The sequence below is a fragment of the Streptomyces sp. NPDC055013 genome, from assembly GCF_053608645.1.
In genome coordinates this window covers 180,349-196,490 of sequence record NZ_JBSGVW010000001.1, presented here as the reverse complement: position 1 = coordinate 196,490, position 16,142 = coordinate 180,349, and the positions used below count along the sequence as shown (strand labels likewise).

Here is a 16,142-nt window from a genome sequence, read left to right as displayed (position 1 = left end):
CCGAAACGTGAGTCCGGCTGTACGGCGAGGCCGTCGCGGAACGTACGGAAGCTCCTCGGACGCGACCGGCCGACAACCACGGCCGATCGATTCCGCTGCCAGGACCACAGCTTGAAGGGAGACCGGTGTGAAATCTCGAGTCGTAGGCGGTGGTCCGGGGACATCCACCGGCAGCCTGCTCCCGGCGCAGCCGAGCGCCCGGCTCCAGCCGGCGGAGGCGGGGAACGCCCTGGCCCATCTCTTCGGGCAACACATCAACGCGTGCACGGATGAGTACCGAGATTGCCAGAACGCCGCTCAGCAGCGGCTGGACGCCTTCGGATCCCCTGACGCCGGGACCACGCTGCATGTGAGGGGAGCCCTCAATCCGGCGCCGCGCGCGTTCGTCCCGCCCGATGAGGAGGGTGACGCCAGGTTGAGGCGGCTCGATGCCAGCCTGCGCGTGATCGAAGAAGCCTTCCCCCAAGTCGGCACCGACATCGAGATCTGCCGACTCACTTGCACGATGCTGGAAGGAGCCTGGAGGAGCCGGGCACTCACCCCGCCGCGCGAGGAGGAGCAGGCAACCGACTGCGCCTGCTCGCTGTGCCGTCGGCTGCCCACGCCCCCCGCACGCACGCCGGCTGACTACGCCTGGCGGCAGAGCGCCGGTCGTCCCCTCACCGTCAAGACCTGGCCGTATCACCGGGAACTCGACAGCGTCCTGACCGGTGGATGGGTCCTGGCCCGGCAGATGAACGACCTCGAACGGGACCTTGGCTACCGCCATCGCTTCGAGGACGACATCCTGCTCTTCCATGAATACAAACGCGTTATCGACACCATAGACACCACGCGGCTCACCCAACTCATCGAAGGCCGCTTGGCCGAGAGTTTCAGCACCAACACCGCACGAGCCCTGGTCTGCGGACTCTACGCAGCCCACAAGCGATCCGTCGACGAGTCCTGGCTCCAACGGCACCACGCGGGCAGCGTCACACTCCCCCAGACCAACCCGCTCAGCCAGAGCACCTACTCGCTCCTGCAGATGATGGACTGCCTGTTCTGGCACGTCTCACCCGACACCGAACTCTGGCAGGAGGAACACCTCGCCGCCCTGCTGCTGTGTCGCGTCATCGACGACATGGTCGACGTACGAGCCGACGCCCTCACCGGCGAGATCAGCAACTTCTGGCTCGCCGACATGCCCACCCACACCAAGGCCCTCTACGCTGCCGGCGCGATCGCCATGGTCAAGTACGGCTGCATGCCCGAGGCGCATTCCCCGATGTGGAACACCTGGCTGATGCCCAGCACCATCGTCTGGCTGGGGCTCACGGGCCGCCACGCCTTGTGGTTCGACGGCATCACCGACGGCCTCCCCCCGGCCCAGGAGTGCCCGCTGTGCGACCTTCAGCCCAACGCATGCACCGGCATCCTCACCCACGGCACCACCCTCACCATCGCCCCGCGGCCCACCGCACCGGATCTGAGCGCCCGTACCGCCGAGCTGTCCGCACGCTGCCGAGCCCAATACCCCGAGACATGGCCCCTCTTCGACGCCGAGCTCCATGCCTTCGAAGGACTGCACGGCCCCTGGCACGGCAACACCGACAGCACATGGGAGATCCTGCGCCGCACGTACATCGCCGCCGTGGAGGCATCCAGCGGCACACCGTCCACGGCCCGCGCCCGTGAAGTCCAAGAGGACTCCGGCGCAGTGGGATCCGAGTTCTTCTACGCCCTGCACGACCCTCGGACGGGGAGGGAGGACACCGCACTGCTGGCCTACATGTTCGGCTGCGCCCACCCGCATTTCCTCTGGAACGCCACGGGATACCGTCCCACGGACCTCGCAGGCGACTGGCTCGACGGCTGACGCCTCAGCCCTGCTCCGTGTGAGACGAGGACGACGCCGTTGCCCGGCCGGGCAACGGCGTCTCAGCGCCTATACCTCGAACTCGACCGGCAGACTGTCCAGCAGGGACATCCATGTGGACGCGGTCGAGTTGAGCTCCTCCGGCGGCACGGCCAGGCGCAGGCCCGGCAGACGGTGCAGAAGGACGTCCACCGCGATCTCGATGATTGACATCCCGATGTTCTGCCCGGGGCACTCGTGCGGGCCCGCGCCGAACGCCAGGTGCGCCTGGTTGCCCTGCACCGAGACACCCAGGTCGGGCCGGATCTCCGGGTCGAGGTTGCCCGGGGCGAGACCGAGAACGAGCAGGTCGCCCTCCTCGATGCGGTGCCCGCCCAGTTCGACATCGCTGGCGGCGAAACGCCCTGGCAGGACGGCCAGCGGCGGAGAGTTCCACATGGCCTCCTCGACCAGCGCCGAGATGTTCAGCTCACCGCTGACCAGCCCGGCGAGCCGGGAGGCGTCGGTCAGGACCAGCTCCAGCACCCGCGCCAGCAGGTTGGTCGTGACGTGCGCGGCGATCAGCACCGCGCGCAGGTGGGCCACGACCTCGTCGTGGTCGAGGGCCGCGTGATGCTCCAGCAGGCCGGTGGCGAGGTCGGAGCCGGGTTCGGACCGCCTGCGCTCGGCGAGTTCACCGAAGATCTCCCTGATCACGCCGTCGTGCGTGACGGCGTCCTCGCCGCCCTTCATCACCTGGGCGCAGGACTCGACCAGGCGACGCCCCTCCGCCTCGGCGAGCCCCAGAATGCGGGCGGTCACCAGCATCGGCAGATAGTCGGCGTAGTCCGCCACCAGATCGGCGCGGCCGGAGTCCGCGAACGCGTCGATCTGCTTGTTGGCGAAGTACGTGGCGTGGCGCCGGACACCGCGGTCGGCGGCGGACTGCAGCCCGTCGCTGACGGCACCGCGCAGCCGGCGGTGAGCCTCGCCGTCCTGGGACACACAGTCGGGGCGCCAGGCGAGCATCGGAACCAGCGGAGAGTTGTCCGCGACCCGGCCCTCCCGCCAGTCCCGCCAGATCCGCGCGTCCCGGGGGAACTGGAGGGGATTGTCGAGAACTCGCCGGCTGTCCCGGTAGCCCAGCACCAGCCAGGCGGGGATGTCGCCCTCCAGCAGCACCGGCGCGACGGAGCCGTGCTCCTTGCGCAGCCGCTCGTAGATTCCGGCCGGGTCGGTCGCCGCCTCCGGGCCGAACAGCCTGGTGAGGTCGGTCCCATGGCCGAAGGGGCAACCGCGGGGCGTATCGGGATCGTTTAAGGGCTGGGCGTTCATCGGGACTCCAGGGCGACGGCGGAGCGTTCCTTCAAGTGACGTATCAGGGCGACGAGGACGTCACGGCTGGAGGCCCGGTCGCGGGCGTCGCAGGCCACCACCGGGGTGTGCGGGGAGATGTCGAGGGCGTCCCTGATCTCCTCCACCGGATAGTCCTTGGAGTCGGGGAAGACGTTCAGCGCGACGACGAACGGCACCTTCTGCCGCTCCATCTCCTCGATCGCCCGGAAGCTGGAGGCGAGCCGGCGCGTGTCGACCAGGACGACCGCGCCGAGCGCGCCCTTGAACAGGCCGTTCCACAGAAACCAGAACCGCTCCTGGCCGGGCGTGCCGAACAGGTACAGCGTCAGGCTCTCGTTGAGGCCGATCTTGCCGAAGTCCAGGCTGACGGTGGTCTCCGTCTTGTCGGCGACACCGATGAGGTGGTCGACGTCGGCACTGGCCTGGGTGAGCGTCTCCTCGGTGGTGAGCGGCTTGATGTCGCTGACCGACCGGACCATGGTGGTCTTCCCGGTGCCGAAGCCGCCGGCGATCATCACCTTCACCGAGCGGGTGCCCCCGGAACCGGGCCCGCCCGGCTGGTCAAAGCCTTTCAAGTCCACTGAGTACCTCCTCAAGGAGCGCGAGGTCGGGCCCGCGGCCGGCGTGGTGTGCCGAGATGGGGTCACGGGCTTCGACGTGGCCTGCCTCCAGCAGATCCGTCAGCAGCACCGCGAGAATGTTGAAGGGCAAACCGAGATGGGCGCCGAGTTCGGCCACCGACAGCGGATCGCGGCAACGCCGGAGGATCTCCTCGTGCTCGTGCTGCAACCCCGGTGCGGGGGCGGTACGGGAGACGATGAGGGTCGCCACGTCGAGGCTCGACGCCGAACCGCCCGGCCCGCTCCGGCCCCGGGTGAGGACGTAGTAGCGCTCGAGACCGGACGGGTTCGTGGGCCGGCGGGGAGCACTCATCCAGAGTGCTCCTCCTGGCGCGGAGTGGTGCCGAGCAGTTCGCCCATCCTGCGCGCCAGGTCCCTCATCTGATGGCCGAGCAGGCCCTGGTCGAGGCCTTCCCGGGCGAGGACGCCGAGATAGGTCTCCACCCCGGCCCGTACGACGAAGAGGTGGCCGCCGTCCACCTCGATCATCGCCAGCCTGAGCTGCCCCGCGTACTTGGGGAACTGCTCGGCGACCGGCTGGGCCAGTGCCTGCAGCCCGGCCACGACGGCCGCGAAGCGGTCCACGTCGTCGGGGTCCTCGGCGCCGTAGGAGGTGATGGCCTTGCCGTCGCTGGAGGCCACCAGGGCGAAGTTGATCTCCTGGATGCTCTCCACCAGGTCGCGGAGCGCCCAGCTCACGTCGGTTCCCTGTTGCGTCATGAGGACTAGTCGCTCTCTTCAGTGCTGTGCGGCTCGGTGGACTGGCGGCCGTCGGCCGGCCCGCCTTCCTCGCCGGGCTCGCGGCCCGCGGTGGCGAAGGCGGCCAGGCCCGCGAAGGACGCGTCGGGCGGCACGGCGACGACGGAGGTCGTGTCGTCGTCCCGCTCCGGGCGCCCGGCCCGCTCGTGGCGGGCCTCCTCGTTCCGCTTGCTGCGCCGGCGGGGCAGGCCGCCGGGCGTGGTGTCCATGGCGTCGCCGAGGCCGGCCGGGGCCGTTTCGGCGACAGCCGGCTCGCGGGCCGGTGCCACGGCGCCGGCCGGTGCCGTCGGGGCGGTCACCGCCGCGGTGGCGGAGGCGGCCGCGGGCAGCTGGCTGAAGTACTTGTGCGGGACCACGACCACCACCGAGGTGCCCAGCCACGGCGAGTCCGCGAAGGTGACGCGGATGCCGTAGCGGCGGGCGAGGATGCCGACGACGCGCAGACCGATGTTCGCGTCCTCCGAGACGCCGCCGAGACCCGCGCCCTGCGCGGTGCCCGCCAGAGCGTGCTCGGCCTCGCGCTTCTTCTCCTCGCTCAGACCCTTTCCGGAGTCCTGGATCTCGATGCCGACGCCGTTCGGGACCTCCTTGCCGGAGACGACGACCGGCTCGGTGGGCGGCGAGTAGCGGGCGGCGTTGTCCAGCAGGTGGGCGAAGATCAGCGTGAGGTGGTCCACCAGGCCGCCGTCGACGGCGAGTTCGGGCAGGTGGCGTACGTCGATCCGGTGGAAGTCCTTGATCCGGCCGATGCCTCCGCGGACCACGCTGAGCAGGCGCTGCGGCTCCTGCCACTGCCGGCCGGGCCGGTCGGAGCCGCCGAGGACGGTGACGCTGGCGGCGAGACAGTCGGCGGGGCCGATCGCCTGGTCGAGCTCCATCAGGCCCCGGGCGACGGCGGGCAGTCGGCCGTGCTCGCCCTGGAGGTCGTGCAGCCGGCCGCGGAGCTTGCTGGTCAGGACGTGGATACGGCTGCCGATGCCGACCACGGCGTGCTCGGCGGCGGTGGAGCGGTTGAACTCCTCCTCGACGCCGACCAGCGAGGTGCGCAGGACCCTGCGCAGGTGTGTCTGCAGCTCGGCGCTGACCTTCGCGCACTGGTTGACGCTCGGCAGGACGTCGTCGATGGCCTCGCCCTCGCGCAACTGGCGCAGCGCCTCGGGCAGTTGCTCGTCGGCGAGCCGGGCGACCGCGGCGAGCTGGTGGGTCAGCTGCTCCTGCCAGACCTCGGCCTGGTCGGCGAGCTGGGCCTCGTAGGACTTGGCCTGGGCGGCGATCCGCTCCTCGTAGGAGGTACTCTCCTCGGCCAGGCGTTCCTCGTAGGAGCGGGCCTGCTCGGCCAGTTGGGCCTCATAGGCGCCGGCCTGCTCGACGAGCCGGTTCTCCAGGCCGCCGCGCTCGGCGCTGTACTTCCGCTCCAGGCCGGCGACATGCTGCTGCCACTGCTGCGAGTGCTCGGCCTGCGAGGTGCGGAAGTCGCCCTCGGACCGGCGCAGTTGCGTCCGGGTGCGCAGCAGGAGGCGTACACACACGGCGCCGGCGGTGGTCGCGGCGACACCGGCGATGCCGGCGGTTATTCGCTCCGAGCTCATGAACGTGGCGGCAACGGTCCCACCTCCTAAAGCCAGTGGCATCAGCCACCAGCTGTACCAGGCGACAGGGGGCCGCGCCGCCGGGGGCGGAGTGGCGAGTTCCATCTGCATCCTTCGAGGCGACGATCAAACAAGGGGGGTGTGCTGGGCGATCGCACTCATGAGTACGCACCGCAAGGTGACCGATCGCGACCGGGTCAACTCGCAGTGCCGATCGGGAGCTTATCGGGTTTGAACACGAAAGGATCAACCACGCAGGTTCACGGAAGTGAGTATTCCGTCACTGTCAGCCAAGCGCACGAACGTCGACAAATGCCTTTACTGACCAGCACAGTTGACCAAACCGGTCACCGCGCGGGGGCGGAGAGGTTGCCGAGCGGTTACCGAGCGGCGGCCGTCTGGAACGTACGGCGATACGCCTGCGGTGACACACCGATCGCCGCGTGCAGATGCTGGCGCAAAGAGGCGCCCGTCGCGAAGCCGACCTGGCCGGCGATCCGGTCCACCGAGAGGTCGCTGGACTCCAGCAGGTGCCGGGCGCGGGCGACGCGCTGCTGGATCAGCCAGCGGCCGGGGCTCATGCCGACCTCGTCGTGGAAGCGGCGGGCGAAGGTGCGCAGGCTCATGCGGGCATGGCCGGCGAGGTCGGCCAGGGTGAGGGGTTCGGCGAGGCGCTCCAGGGCCCAGGACCGGGTGGCGGCGGTGCTCGCGGCGCCGCTCTCGGGAACGGGCTGCTCGATGTACTGGGCCTGGCCGCCGTCCCGGAAGGGGGGCACGACACAGCGCCGGGCGACCGCGTTGGCCAGTTCGCTGCCGTGGTCGGTGCGCACGATGTGCAGGCAGACGTCGACGCCGGAGGCGGCGCCCGCCGAGGTGAGGATCCGGCCGTCGTGGACGAAGAGGACGTCCGGGTCGAGGTCGACGTGCGGGAACCGGCGTCGGAACGGTTCGGTCACCTGCCAGTGCGTGGTGGCCCGGCGGCCGTCGAGGAGGCCCGCCGCGGCGAGGACGAAGGCGGCGGTGCAGATCGACACGATGCGTGCGTCCGGGCGGATCCGCGCGAGCGCGTCGGCGACCTCGGGGGGCAGCTCCACGGGGATGTACGGGACGGCCATGGAGGCGACCACCACGGTGTCGGCGGTAGCGAGGATCTCCGGGCCGTGCTGCACACCGATCGTGAAGTCGGCGTTGCTGTGCACCGGCCCGCCGTCGACGCTGCAGGTCAGCACCTCGTACCGGCCGTCGGCCGCGCCGAAGATCCGGCTGGGGATGCCCAGCTCGAAGGGGTAGACGCCGTCCAGGGCCAGCACCACGACGCGCTCTACCCGACCGTCAGCGCGTCGCTCACCATGCCGCCGCTCACCACACCGCTCATCACGCATGGCACGATCCTATCGAAGGTTGGCAATCGTGCCATTTCCCGAGGCGGCGGCTCCCGGCAGGCTGGTTCACCATGAGCACTGTGAACACGATGCGAGCCATCAGCCAGGACGTTCTCGGCGGCCCCGAGGTCCTGAAGGAAGTGGAAGTTCAGCGCCCCACCCCGCGCCCCAACGAGGTACTGGTCCGCGTACGCGCAGCAGGCCTCAATCCGACCGACTGGAAGCACCGCGACAACGGCGGGTTCCTGGGCGAGCCGCCCTTCGTCCTGGGCTGGGACGTCTCGGGCGTGGTCGAGGCGGTCGGTATCGGCGTCGTCCGGTTCCGGCCCGGCGACGAGGTCTTCGGCATGCTGTCGTACCCGTTCGGCCATGGCTCGCACGCCGAGTACGTCACCGCACCGGCGCGCGTCTTCGCGCACAAGCCGGCCTCGGTCGACCACGTCCAGGCGGGTGCGCTGCCGCTGGTCTCCCTCACCGCCTGGCAGGCCCTGGTGGAGTACGCGGACGTGCAGCCGGGGCAGCGGGTACTGATCCACGCGGCCGCCGGCGGGGTCGGGCACGTGGCCGTGCAGATCGCCAAGGCACGGGGGGCGTATGTGATCGGCACGGCGAGCGCGGGCAAGCACGATTTCCTGCGGGGCCTGGGCGCGGACGAGCTGATCGACTACCGGGAGACCGACTTCGCCGAGGCCGCGAAGGACGTGGACGTCGTCCTGGACACCCTGGGCGGTGAGACGTCGGTGCGCTCGCTGAGCGTGCTGCGCCCGGGCGGCGTGGTCGTCTCGATCCTGCCGGTCGGTTCGGACTACTTCTACCAGGAGGCCGAGCGGCTCGGTGTCCGTGCGCTGCGGATGCTCGTGGACTCCGACCGCGCCGACCTGCGGGCGATCGCGGACCTGGTCGACAAGGGCCAGTTGCGCGCCGAGATCGCCGGCACGTTCCCGTTGGCCGATGCCGCCGAGGCGCATGCGCTGGGCGACACCGGCCGGACCACGGGGAAGCTGGTCCTGACGGTCGACTGAGGCAGATCGATTGGCCCGGCCGGCCGGGTCAGAACGTCAGCACGGGCTTGATCGCCTTGCCCGCGCTCATGTCCCGCACCGCCTGATCGATGTCCGCGAACGGATAGGTGCTGATCAGGCGGTGCAGCGGGAGCCGCCCTTCCTTCACGAGCCGGACCAGGGCGGGGATGAAGGTCTGCGTCTCGGCGTCGCCGAGGGTGAGGCCGACGATCTGCTTGCCGCCGAGCAGACCGTTGACGTCCAGGGCGACTTCGGTGCCGAACGGCGGGGCGCCCACCACGACCAGGGTGCCGCGGGCGGCGAGCGCGTCGACACCCCGGCGCAGGACGCCGACGTTGCCCGTGGTCTCGACGACACCGTCGGCGCCCCGACCCCCGGTGATCTCGGCGAGCGCCTCGCCGAGGTCGGTCTCGGCGGCGTCGACGGTGTGGGTGGCGCCCAACTCCTGCGCCAGCGACAGGCGCTCGGCGACCCGGTCGACGGCGACGATGCTGGTGGCCGGGGTGAGGGCGGCGGCCATGACCGCGGAGAGGCCGACGGCTCCCGCGCCCAGGACGACGACGGTGCTGCCGGTGACCGGCTTCAGCACGTTCCATACGGCGCCGACTCCGGTCTGCACCCCGCAGCCGAGCGGGGCGATCGAGGCCGGCGGCACCTCCGGGTCGACCTTCACCAGGCTGCGTTCGTCCACCAACGCCCGCTCGGCGAAGGACGACTGACCGAAGAAGTGTCCGCCCAGCTCCTCGCCGCCCCGGCTGATCGTGCTGCTGCCGTCCGCCCGTCGGCCGCCGATGAGGTTCAGCGGCAGCCAGGTCGCGCAGTACGCCGGGTGCCCGCCACGGCAGTTGCGGCAGTCACCGCACGAGGTGAAGGACAGCACGACGTGGTCGCCCGGCGCGACGCCGGTCACCGCCGGGCCGACGGCCTCGACGACGCCCGCGCCCTCATGTCCGAGGACGCCGGGGAGCGGGAAGGGCAGTCCGCCGCTCGCCACGCCGAGGTCCGTGTGGCACAGGCCGGCCGCTGTCATGCGGACGACGGCCTCGTGCGGTCCGGGCGCGTCGAGCTCGACGTCGGAGAGGGTGAAGGGTGCTCCGCCGGACTCGACGACGGCGGCACGGGTGGGGATGGACATCGTACGAACTCCTTGGCAGGGGCGCTCAGTCGAGCGAGACGACGACGGACTTGGTCGTGGTGTAGGCGTCGAGCGCCTCGGGCCCGTACTCCCGGCCGAATCCGGAGTCCTTGACCCCGCCGAAAGGCACCGCGGGGTCGAGCATCGCCCAGTCGTTGACCCAGACGATGCCGGCCCGGAGCCGGTCGGCGACCCGGTGGGCGCGGGCCAGGTTGCCGGTCTGGACGCCGGAGGCCAGTCCGTACGGCGTGGAGTTGGCCAGCTCGACCGCCTCGTCCTCGCAGTCGAAGGGCTGGACGGTGAGGACCGGACCGAAGATCTCCTCCTGGATCACGCGGGAGTCGTTCGGCAGGTCGGCGATCACGGTGGGCTTGTAGTAGTAGCCCCCGTCGAGGTCGAGCCGCTCGCCGCCGCAGACGATACGGCCGCCTTCCTTGCGGGCCAGCTCGACGTACTCCTCGACCTTGCGCAGATGCCGCTCCCCCGCCATCGGGCCGATGACCGTCTCGGGCTTGCGGGGGTCGCCCAGCGGAACGCCGGGCACGGCGTCGGCGAGGATGCCGAGCAGCGTGCTGTGGACCTGGCGGGCCACCAGCAGGCGCGGGCCGCCCATGCAGAACTGCCCGGTATTGAAGACGAACCCCTTGATGATCGCCCCGACGGCCTTCTCCAGGTCGGCGTCCTCGAAGACGAGGTGGGCCGCGTTGCCGCCGAGCTCCATGGTCACGGGCTTGAGCGACTCACCGGCCAGGGCGGCGACCTTGCGGCCGACCGCGGTCGAGCCGGTGAAGGCGACCTTGTCCACTCCCGCGTGCCGCAGCAGCGCCTCACCGGCCGCGGGGCCACCGGTGACGACGTTGACGACGCCGTCCGGGACACCGGCGCGCTTGAAGAGTTCGGCCATGTACAGGGCGCTCAGCGGGGTCTCCTCGGCGGGCTTGTGCACCACCGTGTTACCGGCCGCGAGCGCCGGGGCCATCTTCGAACCGGCCAGGATCAGGGGGAAGTTGTACGGCGTGATCGCCGCGATCACCCCGATCGGCCGGCGACGGACGTAGGCGAGGGCGTTCATGGGCGTGTCCCGGACGGAGCCGTCCAAGGAGTGGGCGAGCGCGGCGAAGTGCTCGTAGTCGTTGGCCGCGTTGGTGACGTCGACGGCATGGGCGAGCGTGATCGGCTTGCCGACGTCGCGGCTCTCCAGCTCGGCGACGGTGTCGGCGTTCTCCCGGATCAGCTCGGCGACACGGTGCAGCACCCGGCCGCGCTCGCGGCCGCTCAGCCCGGCCCAGGCACCGTCGTCGAAGGCCTCCCGCGCGGCGCGCACGGCCGCGTCCACGTCGGCGGCACCGGCGTCCGCGACGGTGGTGACGACCGTGCCGCGGGACGGGTCGACCACCTCGGCGCGCGCTCCGTCGGCGGCCTCGCGCCACCGGCCCCCGATGAACAACCGACGGGGTTCGATCTCGAAGGTGGTCATCACCGCTCCTCAGCCTCATCGCCAAGATTTCAACCAACAGGATTCCTGTTTGTTCGCAGTCTCATTACAGACAGGATTCCTGTCAATGCTCTAGGCTGAAGTCATGCTCGACACCCAGGCAGCCAAGGCCCACCCCTCGCTTCTCTACATGGTGAAGCAGGTGGAGCTGGTCGTGCGCTCCCACCTGGACGAGCTGGTCAAGCCGTCCGGGATCACCGCGCTGCAGTACACGGCGCTCACCGTCCTGGAACGTCACGACGGACTGTCGGCCGCGCAGCTGGCCCGCGACTCCTTCGTCACGGCGCAGTCGATCGCCGATCTCGTACGGTCTCTGGAGAACCGTGGACTGGTGCGACGGGAGCGCAATCCCGACAATCGCCGGGAGCTGCTGATCCTGCTGACCGACGCCGCGCGTGAGCTGCTGGCGCGGCACGCGGGGCCCGTGCGGGAGCTGGAGGAGCAGATGGTGCGGGATCTCACGGCCCATCAGGCCGAGCAGTTCCGCCAGGCACTCTCCAAGGCCTGGCACGCACTGTCGTAGTCACACCCCGGACATCACGCGAAGCCTCTGTCGCAAATCAAAGACATATGTCAATCGAACATGCTCAGATTCGCTCAATCGAGGGTAACTTGCAGTGCGGGGAACGGATTTGCGCTCACTCAGGCTGCATCCCCGCCGCACCTGAGCAGGTTGGAGGCGATGTCGTCGTGCAGCAGGAACCTGCGCCGTTCAGCCGGCATCTGCGCGTCCATCGGCACCGCGAGCACACGGTGCTGGAGTTCCGCGGCGAGATCGACATCGCCGCCGCGGTGGAGATCGCCCCGTACCTGGACCGGGTCACGGCGCACCCCGACGCGCGGATCGTGATCGACCTCAGAATGGTCGAGTTCTTCGACTGCTCCGGACTGCGCCTGCTGTACCGGGCCCGCGGCCGGACGCTCGACCACGGCGGGCAGTTACACCTGGTCTGCACCCACCCGCTCACCCTGCGCGTCCTGAGGATCACCGGCCTGTCGCGGCTGCTGCCCCCGCATCCCACCCTGGACGCGGCCCTGAACCAGCCGGAGGCCACGTCCGGCACGTTATGAGGGCCCTGGCCCCCCTGCTATGCGGTTCCCGGCGCGTCGAACAGGGCGCTGACGGACTCCCCGTTGTGAATGCGGCGTACGGCTTCGGCGAGCGCCGGCGCGATGGACAGGATCCGCAGCTTCTCGGTGCGCTCCTCCGCCGGCACCGGCACGGTGTTGGTGCACACGATCTCCAGTACGTCGGGCTGCTCGCCGATCCGCTTCAGCGCGCCGGACGCGAACAGACCGTGCGTACAGGCGACACGGATCGAGCGCGGCCCCAGCTCCCGCAGCCGGTCGAGGAGTTCGAGGACCGTACTGCCCTTGGCGATCTCGTCGTCCAGGATGATGACGTCCCGCCCGGTCACCTCACCGATGACGGAGTTGATGCTGACCCGGTCGTCCGCGAACCGCTGTTTGGCACCGGCGGCGACCTGGGCGCCGATCAGGCGCGCGAACGCGGCGGCCTCCTTGGCGTTGCCGAGGTCGGGCGAGACGACGGTCGTGCGGGAGAGGTCGTACTGCCGGAAGTGCGAAGCGAGTTCGCGCAGCGCGTGCAGGTGGTCGACCGGCACCGTGAAGAAGCCGTGCACCTGGGGCGAGTGCAGCGTCATCGCGAGGACGCGGCCGGCGCCGGCCGACACCATCAGGTCGGCGACGAGCCGGCCGCCGAGGGAGATGCGGGGTGCGTCCTTCTTGTCGGAGCGGGCGTAGGAGTAGTGCGGCATGACGACGGTGATCCGGCGCGCGGAGGCACCGCGGGCGGCGTCGCACATCAGCAGCAGCTCGACGAGGTGTTCCTGGACGGGTCGGACCAGGGGCTGGATCAGGAAGACGTCCCGTTCCCGGCAGTTGGCCTGGAGCTGTACCTCCAGGCAGTCGTTGGCGAACCGGCTGACCCGGCTGGGGCTGAGCGGCACCCCCAGATGCGCGCAGACCTCCGCCGCCAGTTCGGGGTGGGCACTACCGCTGAACACGGCGATCTCTCGCACGATCCGCTCCTCGAATGATCATTCCGGGTGGCGGACTCATGCTACTGACCTCGGCAGAAACGTTGCAGCGCCCCCGCGGGCCTGGACATCCCTGCCCGGGTCGGAGGTGCCAATCGGCCACCGGTCCGGTCCTCCAGGGGGATTGGGGGTATCCGAAGGGCAGGGAAGGAGGAACGTCGACATGACGACTCCCATCAAGCGCATCAACAAGCGCATGCCCGGCTGGGCGAAGGTGGTGAGCGCCCTCGTACTGGTGCTCGTCGTCTTCTTCGCCGGGATCCGGTTCAGCGTGCTCCCCGGCCTCAAGGACCTGTTCGGCACCGAGACCAACGACCGCTCGGGTCCCGCACTGCTCCAGTCCATCCAGGACATGAGCCGCTACGACGCCGCCTCCGGCAACTTCCAGATCGTCGTGGATCTGGAGAAGGACGCCAAGTTCCTGCCCGACGCGATCCGCGGCTCCCGCACGCTGTACGTCGGCGCGGGCACCGTGGACGCCTACGTCGATCTCGGCAAGGTCGGCGAGGACGACGTCACGGTCAACGGCGACCGTACGTCCGCCACGCTCCGCCTGCCGCACGCCGCCCTCGGCAAACCGTCCCTCGACCCCGACCGCTCCTACGCCGTCTCCAAGCAGCGCGGTCTCCTCGACCGCCTCGGCGACGTCTTCTCGGACAACCCGAACAGCGAGCAGGCCGTGCAGAAACTGGCGGTGAAGCACATCGGCGACGCGGCCAAGGACAGCGAACTGACCGCCCGCGCCGAGACCAACACCACCGGCATGCTCGAAGGCCTCCTCCACTCCCTCGGCTTCAAGGAGGTGAAGGTGACGTACGAGGCCTGATGCGTGGCACTTCGTGATGTTCCCGAACGCCTGCACGGCGGGCGCGCTCCGGCGAAGGGCATGCCGGACGCCGCCCGGCGGGCAGGCCTTCGACGACGGGGCCCACGACAGCAACGGCCCCTTCGGAGGACTCTCGTACGCCCACAGGGAGCACGCGCCCCGCCGACTGCCGGAGCGCTGGAGCGGCGAAGCCGTGCGGGCGCTCCGGCGAGGCCGATGCCAGTCCGCGTCATCCGAACACCACCCCGGATGACGGAGGCGGCGGCACGCGCGGCCCCCGCCCGGATGCCCGACGGCGTGAAGGGAAACCGTGGGCGGCTGTGATACCGGGCGCCACCTCGCTGGGCATCTCGACGCGGTACCGGGGTAAACGGCTCACCACGACAGGACGTTGAAGACTGGAGGATCGCATGGCCGGTGGGACCTCACGTTCGCGTGCCGCGTTGCACCCCGGCACTCCCAAATCCAGAGGTGCCGCCAAGGCGGCAGGAGGAGCGAAGGCCACGGGTTCCGGCAAGTCCGCGAGGGGCTCGAAGTCCGCGGGTTCCCTCAAGTCCGCATTGGGCGCGAAGTGGCGAGAGGCAGCACATTTCGCAGGCGGCTCGAAGTCACGGGGCGCGGGCAGGACCGCGGGCCGCGCGAAATCGGGAGGCACCGCCAAGCCCGGACTCCGCGCCAGGTTCGGGCACACCGCGAAGTCGGGACGCACGGCCAGGTCCGAGCGCGCCGCCACAACCGCACGCACCACGCGACCGAGGCGAAGCCCTCTGCGCTTTCTCGCCCGTCTCCTCGCCATGCTGTGCGCCTTCGCGTTCATGGTCGCCTTCGCGGTCGTGCTGGCGAAGCTCACCCTGCAGCCCTCCCCCGCGTCCGAGGCGCTGACGCACACCAACCTGCAGCCGGGCAGTTCGCTGAGGGCCTATCTGGACCAGCCCGAACTGCGCGACGCGGTGAAGCAGATCGGCGGCAATATCCTGCTGGGCGTCCCGTTCGGCATCCTCGTTCCCGTCGTCGCCCCACGAACACGCGGAGTCCTGCGCGTCCTGCTGCTGACGGCGACGGTCATGCTCCTGGTCGAGTTCGCGCAGGGTGCCATGGTGACGGGACGCGCCTTCGACATCGACGACGTCATCCTCAACACCACCGGCGCCCTGATCGGCTATCTCCTGCTGGGCCGGCGACTGAGCCGCGTGGTGCACGCCCGGGGGTCTCGCCCCGCGAAGGCCTAACGCAGCACCAACTGGACGATGGCCACCGTGCCGACGACCACGATGAACGCGCGCAAGACCGCGGGGCGCAGCCGGCGGCCGGTCCTGGCTCCCAGGAGGCCGCCGGCTGCGGATCCGATCGCGAGGAGGCCCACGGCCGTCCAGTCGAACTCCGCGGCGACGAGGAAGAACAGTGCGGCGACGGAGTTGACCACCGCGACGAGTACGTTCTTGGCCCCGTTGAGGCGTTGCAGGCTGTCGTCGAGGAGCATGCCCATCAGGGCGACGTAGATGATGCCCTGGGCGGCCGCGAAGTAGCCGCCGTAGACGCTGGCCAGGGTCAGTCCGACGAGCAGCAGGGGGCCGCCGTCGGGACGCGGCGTCTTCCCCTTCCGTGCCCGGCGGCTGCTCAGTTTCCCGCTGATCAGCGGTTGGAGGACGACCAGCACTAGGGCGAGGCCCACGAGGACGGGCACGATCCGTTCGAACGCCGAGGCGGGCAGGGCGAGGAGCAGCGTGGCGCCGCTGAGCCCGCCGAGGGCGGCGCCGGCACCCCACTTCAGCAGGCGCCGGCGCTGACCGCGCAGTTCCTCGCGGTAGCCGATGGCTCCGCTGATCGAGCCGGGGATCAGCCCGAGCGCGTTGGAGACCGTGGCGGTGACGGGTGGCAGGCCGGTCGCGAGCAGGACCGGGAACGAGATCAGCGTCCCCGAGCCGACGACGGCGTTGACGGCACCGGCGGCCATGCCCGCGCCCAAAATGGCGAGCAGCTCACCGATGTGTGCGGCGTTCATGGCGAGAAGCCTAGGAACCCGACTCTTCGGCAGCGGACGAACCATGCCGGGTGGGGGCG

Annotated in this window: 16 protein-coding genes; 6 read left to right on the top strand and 10 right to left on the bottom strand. The window is 70.3% G+C overall.

All coding sequences use genetic code 11. The features are described 5' to 3' along the window. Positions 1 to 127: 127 nt before the first annotated feature. Positions 128 to 1,858, top strand: a complete 1,731-nt coding sequence (locus ACWGDB_RS00840) for a hypothetical protein (protein WP_453820405.1) — start codon at positions 128 to 130, stop codon at positions 1,856 to 1,858. Between the two features lie 69 nt (positions 1,859 to 1,927). Here ACWGDB_RS00840 and ACWGDB_RS00835 read toward each other — a convergent pair whose 3' ends face one another. The 6 genes from ACWGDB_RS00835 to ACWGDB_RS00810 all read right to left on the bottom strand — a co-directional run bounded on the left by ACWGDB_RS00835 (position 1,928) and on the right by ACWGDB_RS00810 (position 7,543). Continuing rightward, positions 1,928 to 3,172 (bottom strand): cytochrome P450, encoded by a 1,245-nt coding sequence (locus tag ACWGDB_RS00835; protein WP_453820404.1) that lies wholly within the window; start codon positions 3,170 to 3,172, stop codon positions 1,928 to 1,930. Beyond that, positions 3,169 to 3,774 carry a GTP-binding protein gene (locus ACWGDB_RS00830; RefSeq protein ID WP_453820403.1) on the bottom strand — a complete coding sequence of 202 codons (606 nt, stop codon included), beginning with the start codon at positions 3,772 to 3,774 and terminating at the stop codon, positions 3,169 to 3,171. The genes ACWGDB_RS00835 and ACWGDB_RS00830 overlap by 4 nt, the downstream gene beginning before the upstream one ends. Beyond that, the gene (locus tag ACWGDB_RS00825) at positions 3,755 to 4,126 is read right to left on the bottom strand and encodes a DUF742 domain-containing protein (protein ID WP_362385710.1); all 372 of its coding nucleotides are present in this window, start codon (positions 4,124 to 4,126) and stop codon (positions 3,755 to 3,757) included. The genes ACWGDB_RS00830 and ACWGDB_RS00825 overlap by 20 nt, the downstream gene beginning before the upstream one ends. Beyond that, entirely contained in the window at positions 4,123 to 4,533 is a 411-nt protein-coding gene (locus tag ACWGDB_RS00820) for a roadblock/LC7 domain-containing protein (RefSeq protein WP_328420191.1), read from the bottom strand. Before ACWGDB_RS00820 ends, ACWGDB_RS00825 begins: the two co-directional genes overlap by 4 nt. Before the next feature lie 5 nt (positions 4,534 to 4,538). Continuing rightward, positions 4,539 to 6,266, bottom strand: coding sequence for an ATP-binding protein (locus ACWGDB_RS00815; RefSeq protein ID WP_453820734.1), 1,728 nt, complete (start codon positions 6,264 to 6,266; stop codon positions 4,539 to 4,541). Between the two features lie 275 nt (positions 6,267 to 6,541). Next, on the bottom strand, positions 6,542 to 7,543 hold the full coding sequence (locus ACWGDB_RS00810) for a GlxA family transcriptional regulator (RefSeq protein ID WP_453820402.1): 1,002 nt from the start codon (positions 7,541 to 7,543) through the stop codon (positions 6,542 to 6,544). A 71-nt stretch (positions 7,544 to 7,614) separates the two neighbouring features. On the opposite strand from ACWGDB_RS00810, the gene ACWGDB_RS00805 reads away from it, so the two are divergent. Beyond that, positions 7,615 to 8,565, top strand: a complete 951-nt coding sequence (locus ACWGDB_RS00805; protein WP_453820401.1) for an NADP-dependent oxidoreductase — start codon at positions 7,615 to 7,617, stop codon at positions 8,563 to 8,565. Positions 8,566 to 8,593: 28 nt separating this feature from the next. Here the strand turns inward: ACWGDB_RS00805 and ACWGDB_RS00800 are convergent, their stop codons facing one another. Together ACWGDB_RS00800 and ACWGDB_RS00795 are read right to left on the bottom strand one after the other, a co-directional pair. Further along, positions 8,594 to 9,700, bottom strand: coding sequence for an NAD(P)-dependent alcohol dehydrogenase (locus ACWGDB_RS00800; RefSeq protein ID WP_453820400.1), 1,107 nt, complete (start codon positions 9,698 to 9,700; stop codon positions 8,594 to 8,596). 25 nt (positions 9,701 to 9,725) lie between these two features. Further along, complete coding sequence (locus tag ACWGDB_RS00795; protein WP_453820399.1) at positions 9,726 to 11,177, bottom strand: aldehyde dehydrogenase family protein; 1,452 nt, start codon at positions 11,175 to 11,177, stop codon at positions 9,726 to 9,728. Positions 11,178 to 11,280: 103 nt separating this feature from the next. Between ACWGDB_RS00795 and ACWGDB_RS00790 the strand changes: the two genes are divergently transcribed. Together ACWGDB_RS00790 and ACWGDB_RS00785 are read left to right on the top strand one after the other, a co-directional pair. Further along, positions 11,281 to 11,718: a MarR family winged helix-turn-helix transcriptional regulator gene (locus ACWGDB_RS00790; protein WP_383601446.1), complete on the top strand. Its 438-nt coding sequence runs from the start codon at positions 11,281 to 11,283 to the stop codon at positions 11,716 to 11,718. A gap of 167 nt (positions 11,719 to 11,885) precedes the next feature. Continuing rightward, positions 11,886 to 12,266 carry an anti-sigma factor antagonist gene (locus ACWGDB_RS00785; protein ID WP_363036249.1) on the top strand — a complete coding sequence of 127 codons (381 nt, stop codon included), beginning with the start codon at positions 11,886 to 11,888 and terminating at the stop codon, positions 12,264 to 12,266. Between the two features lie 17 nt (positions 12,267 to 12,283). Here the strand turns inward: ACWGDB_RS00785 and ACWGDB_RS00780 are convergent, their stop codons facing one another. Beyond that, a complete protein-coding gene (locus ACWGDB_RS00780) occupies positions 12,284 to 13,237 on the bottom strand; it encodes a ribose-phosphate diphosphokinase (RefSeq protein WP_453820398.1) in 954 nt (317 codons plus the stop codon). 181 nt (positions 13,238 to 13,418) lie between these two features. Here ACWGDB_RS00780 and ACWGDB_RS00775 point away from each other — a divergent pair, with 181 nt between their 5' ends. Together ACWGDB_RS00775 and ACWGDB_RS00770 are read left to right on the top strand one after the other, a co-directional pair. Beyond that, complete coding sequence (locus ACWGDB_RS00775) at positions 13,419 to 14,081, top strand: DUF4230 domain-containing protein (protein ID WP_453820397.1); 663 nt, start codon at positions 13,419 to 13,421, stop codon at positions 14,079 to 14,081. Positions 14,082 to 14,848: 767 nt separating this feature from the next. Continuing rightward, complete coding sequence (locus ACWGDB_RS00770) at positions 14,849 to 15,310, top strand: VanZ family protein (protein ID WP_453820733.1); 462 nt, start codon at positions 14,849 to 14,851, stop codon at positions 15,308 to 15,310. Here ACWGDB_RS00770 and ACWGDB_RS00765 read toward each other — a convergent pair. Further along, positions 15,307 to 16,083, bottom strand: coding sequence for a sulfite exporter TauE/SafE family protein (locus tag ACWGDB_RS00765; protein WP_453820396.1), 777 nt, complete (start codon positions 16,081 to 16,083; stop codon positions 15,307 to 15,309). The two genes, ACWGDB_RS00770 and ACWGDB_RS00765, sit on opposite strands and share 4 nt — an antisense overlap. Positions 16,084 to 16,142: the final 59 nt, after the last annotated feature.

Excerpts from the sequence above, each read along its gene's own strand:
- ACWGDB_RS00835 (WP_453820404.1), bottom strand. The coding sequence starts at position 3,172 with ATGAACGCCCAGCCCTTAAACGATCCCGATACGCCCCGCGGTTGCCCC.
- ACWGDB_RS00825 (WP_362385710.1), bottom strand. The coding sequence starts at position 4,126 with ATGAGTGCTCCCCGCCGGCCCACGAACCCGTCCGGTCTCGAGCGCTAC.
- ACWGDB_RS00820 (WP_328420191.1), bottom strand. The coding sequence starts at position 4,533 with ATGACGCAACAGGGAACCGACGTGAGCTGGGCGCTCCGCGACCTGGTG.
- ACWGDB_RS00815 (WP_453820734.1), bottom strand. The coding sequence starts at position 6,266 with ATGGAACTCGCCACTCCGCCCCCGGCGGCGCGGCCCCCTGTCGCCTGG.
- ACWGDB_RS00810 (WP_453820402.1), bottom strand. The coding sequence starts at position 7,543 with ATGCGTGATGAGCGGTGTGGTGAGCGGCGGCATGGTGAGCGACGCGCT.
- ACWGDB_RS00805 (WP_453820401.1), top strand. The coding sequence starts at position 7,615 with ATGAGCACTGTGAACACGATGCGAGCCATCAGCCAGGACGTTCTCGGC.
- ACWGDB_RS00800 (WP_453820400.1), bottom strand. The coding sequence starts at position 9,700 with ATGTCCATCCCCACCCGTGCCGCCGTCGTCGAGTCCGGCGGAGCACCC.
- ACWGDB_RS00795 (WP_453820399.1), bottom strand. The coding sequence starts at position 11,177 with ATGACCACCTTCGAGATCGAACCCCGTCGGTTGTTCATCGGGGGCCGG.
- ACWGDB_RS00790 (WP_383601446.1), top strand. The coding sequence starts at position 11,281 with ATGCTCGACACCCAGGCAGCCAAGGCCCACCCCTCGCTTCTCTACATG.
- ACWGDB_RS00775 (WP_453820397.1), top strand. The coding sequence starts at position 13,419 with ATGACGACTCCCATCAAGCGCATCAACAAGCGCATGCCCGGCTGGGCG.
- ACWGDB_RS00765 (WP_453820396.1), bottom strand. The coding sequence starts at position 16,083 with ATGAACGCCGCACACATCGGTGAGCTGCTCGCCATTTTGGGCGCGGGC.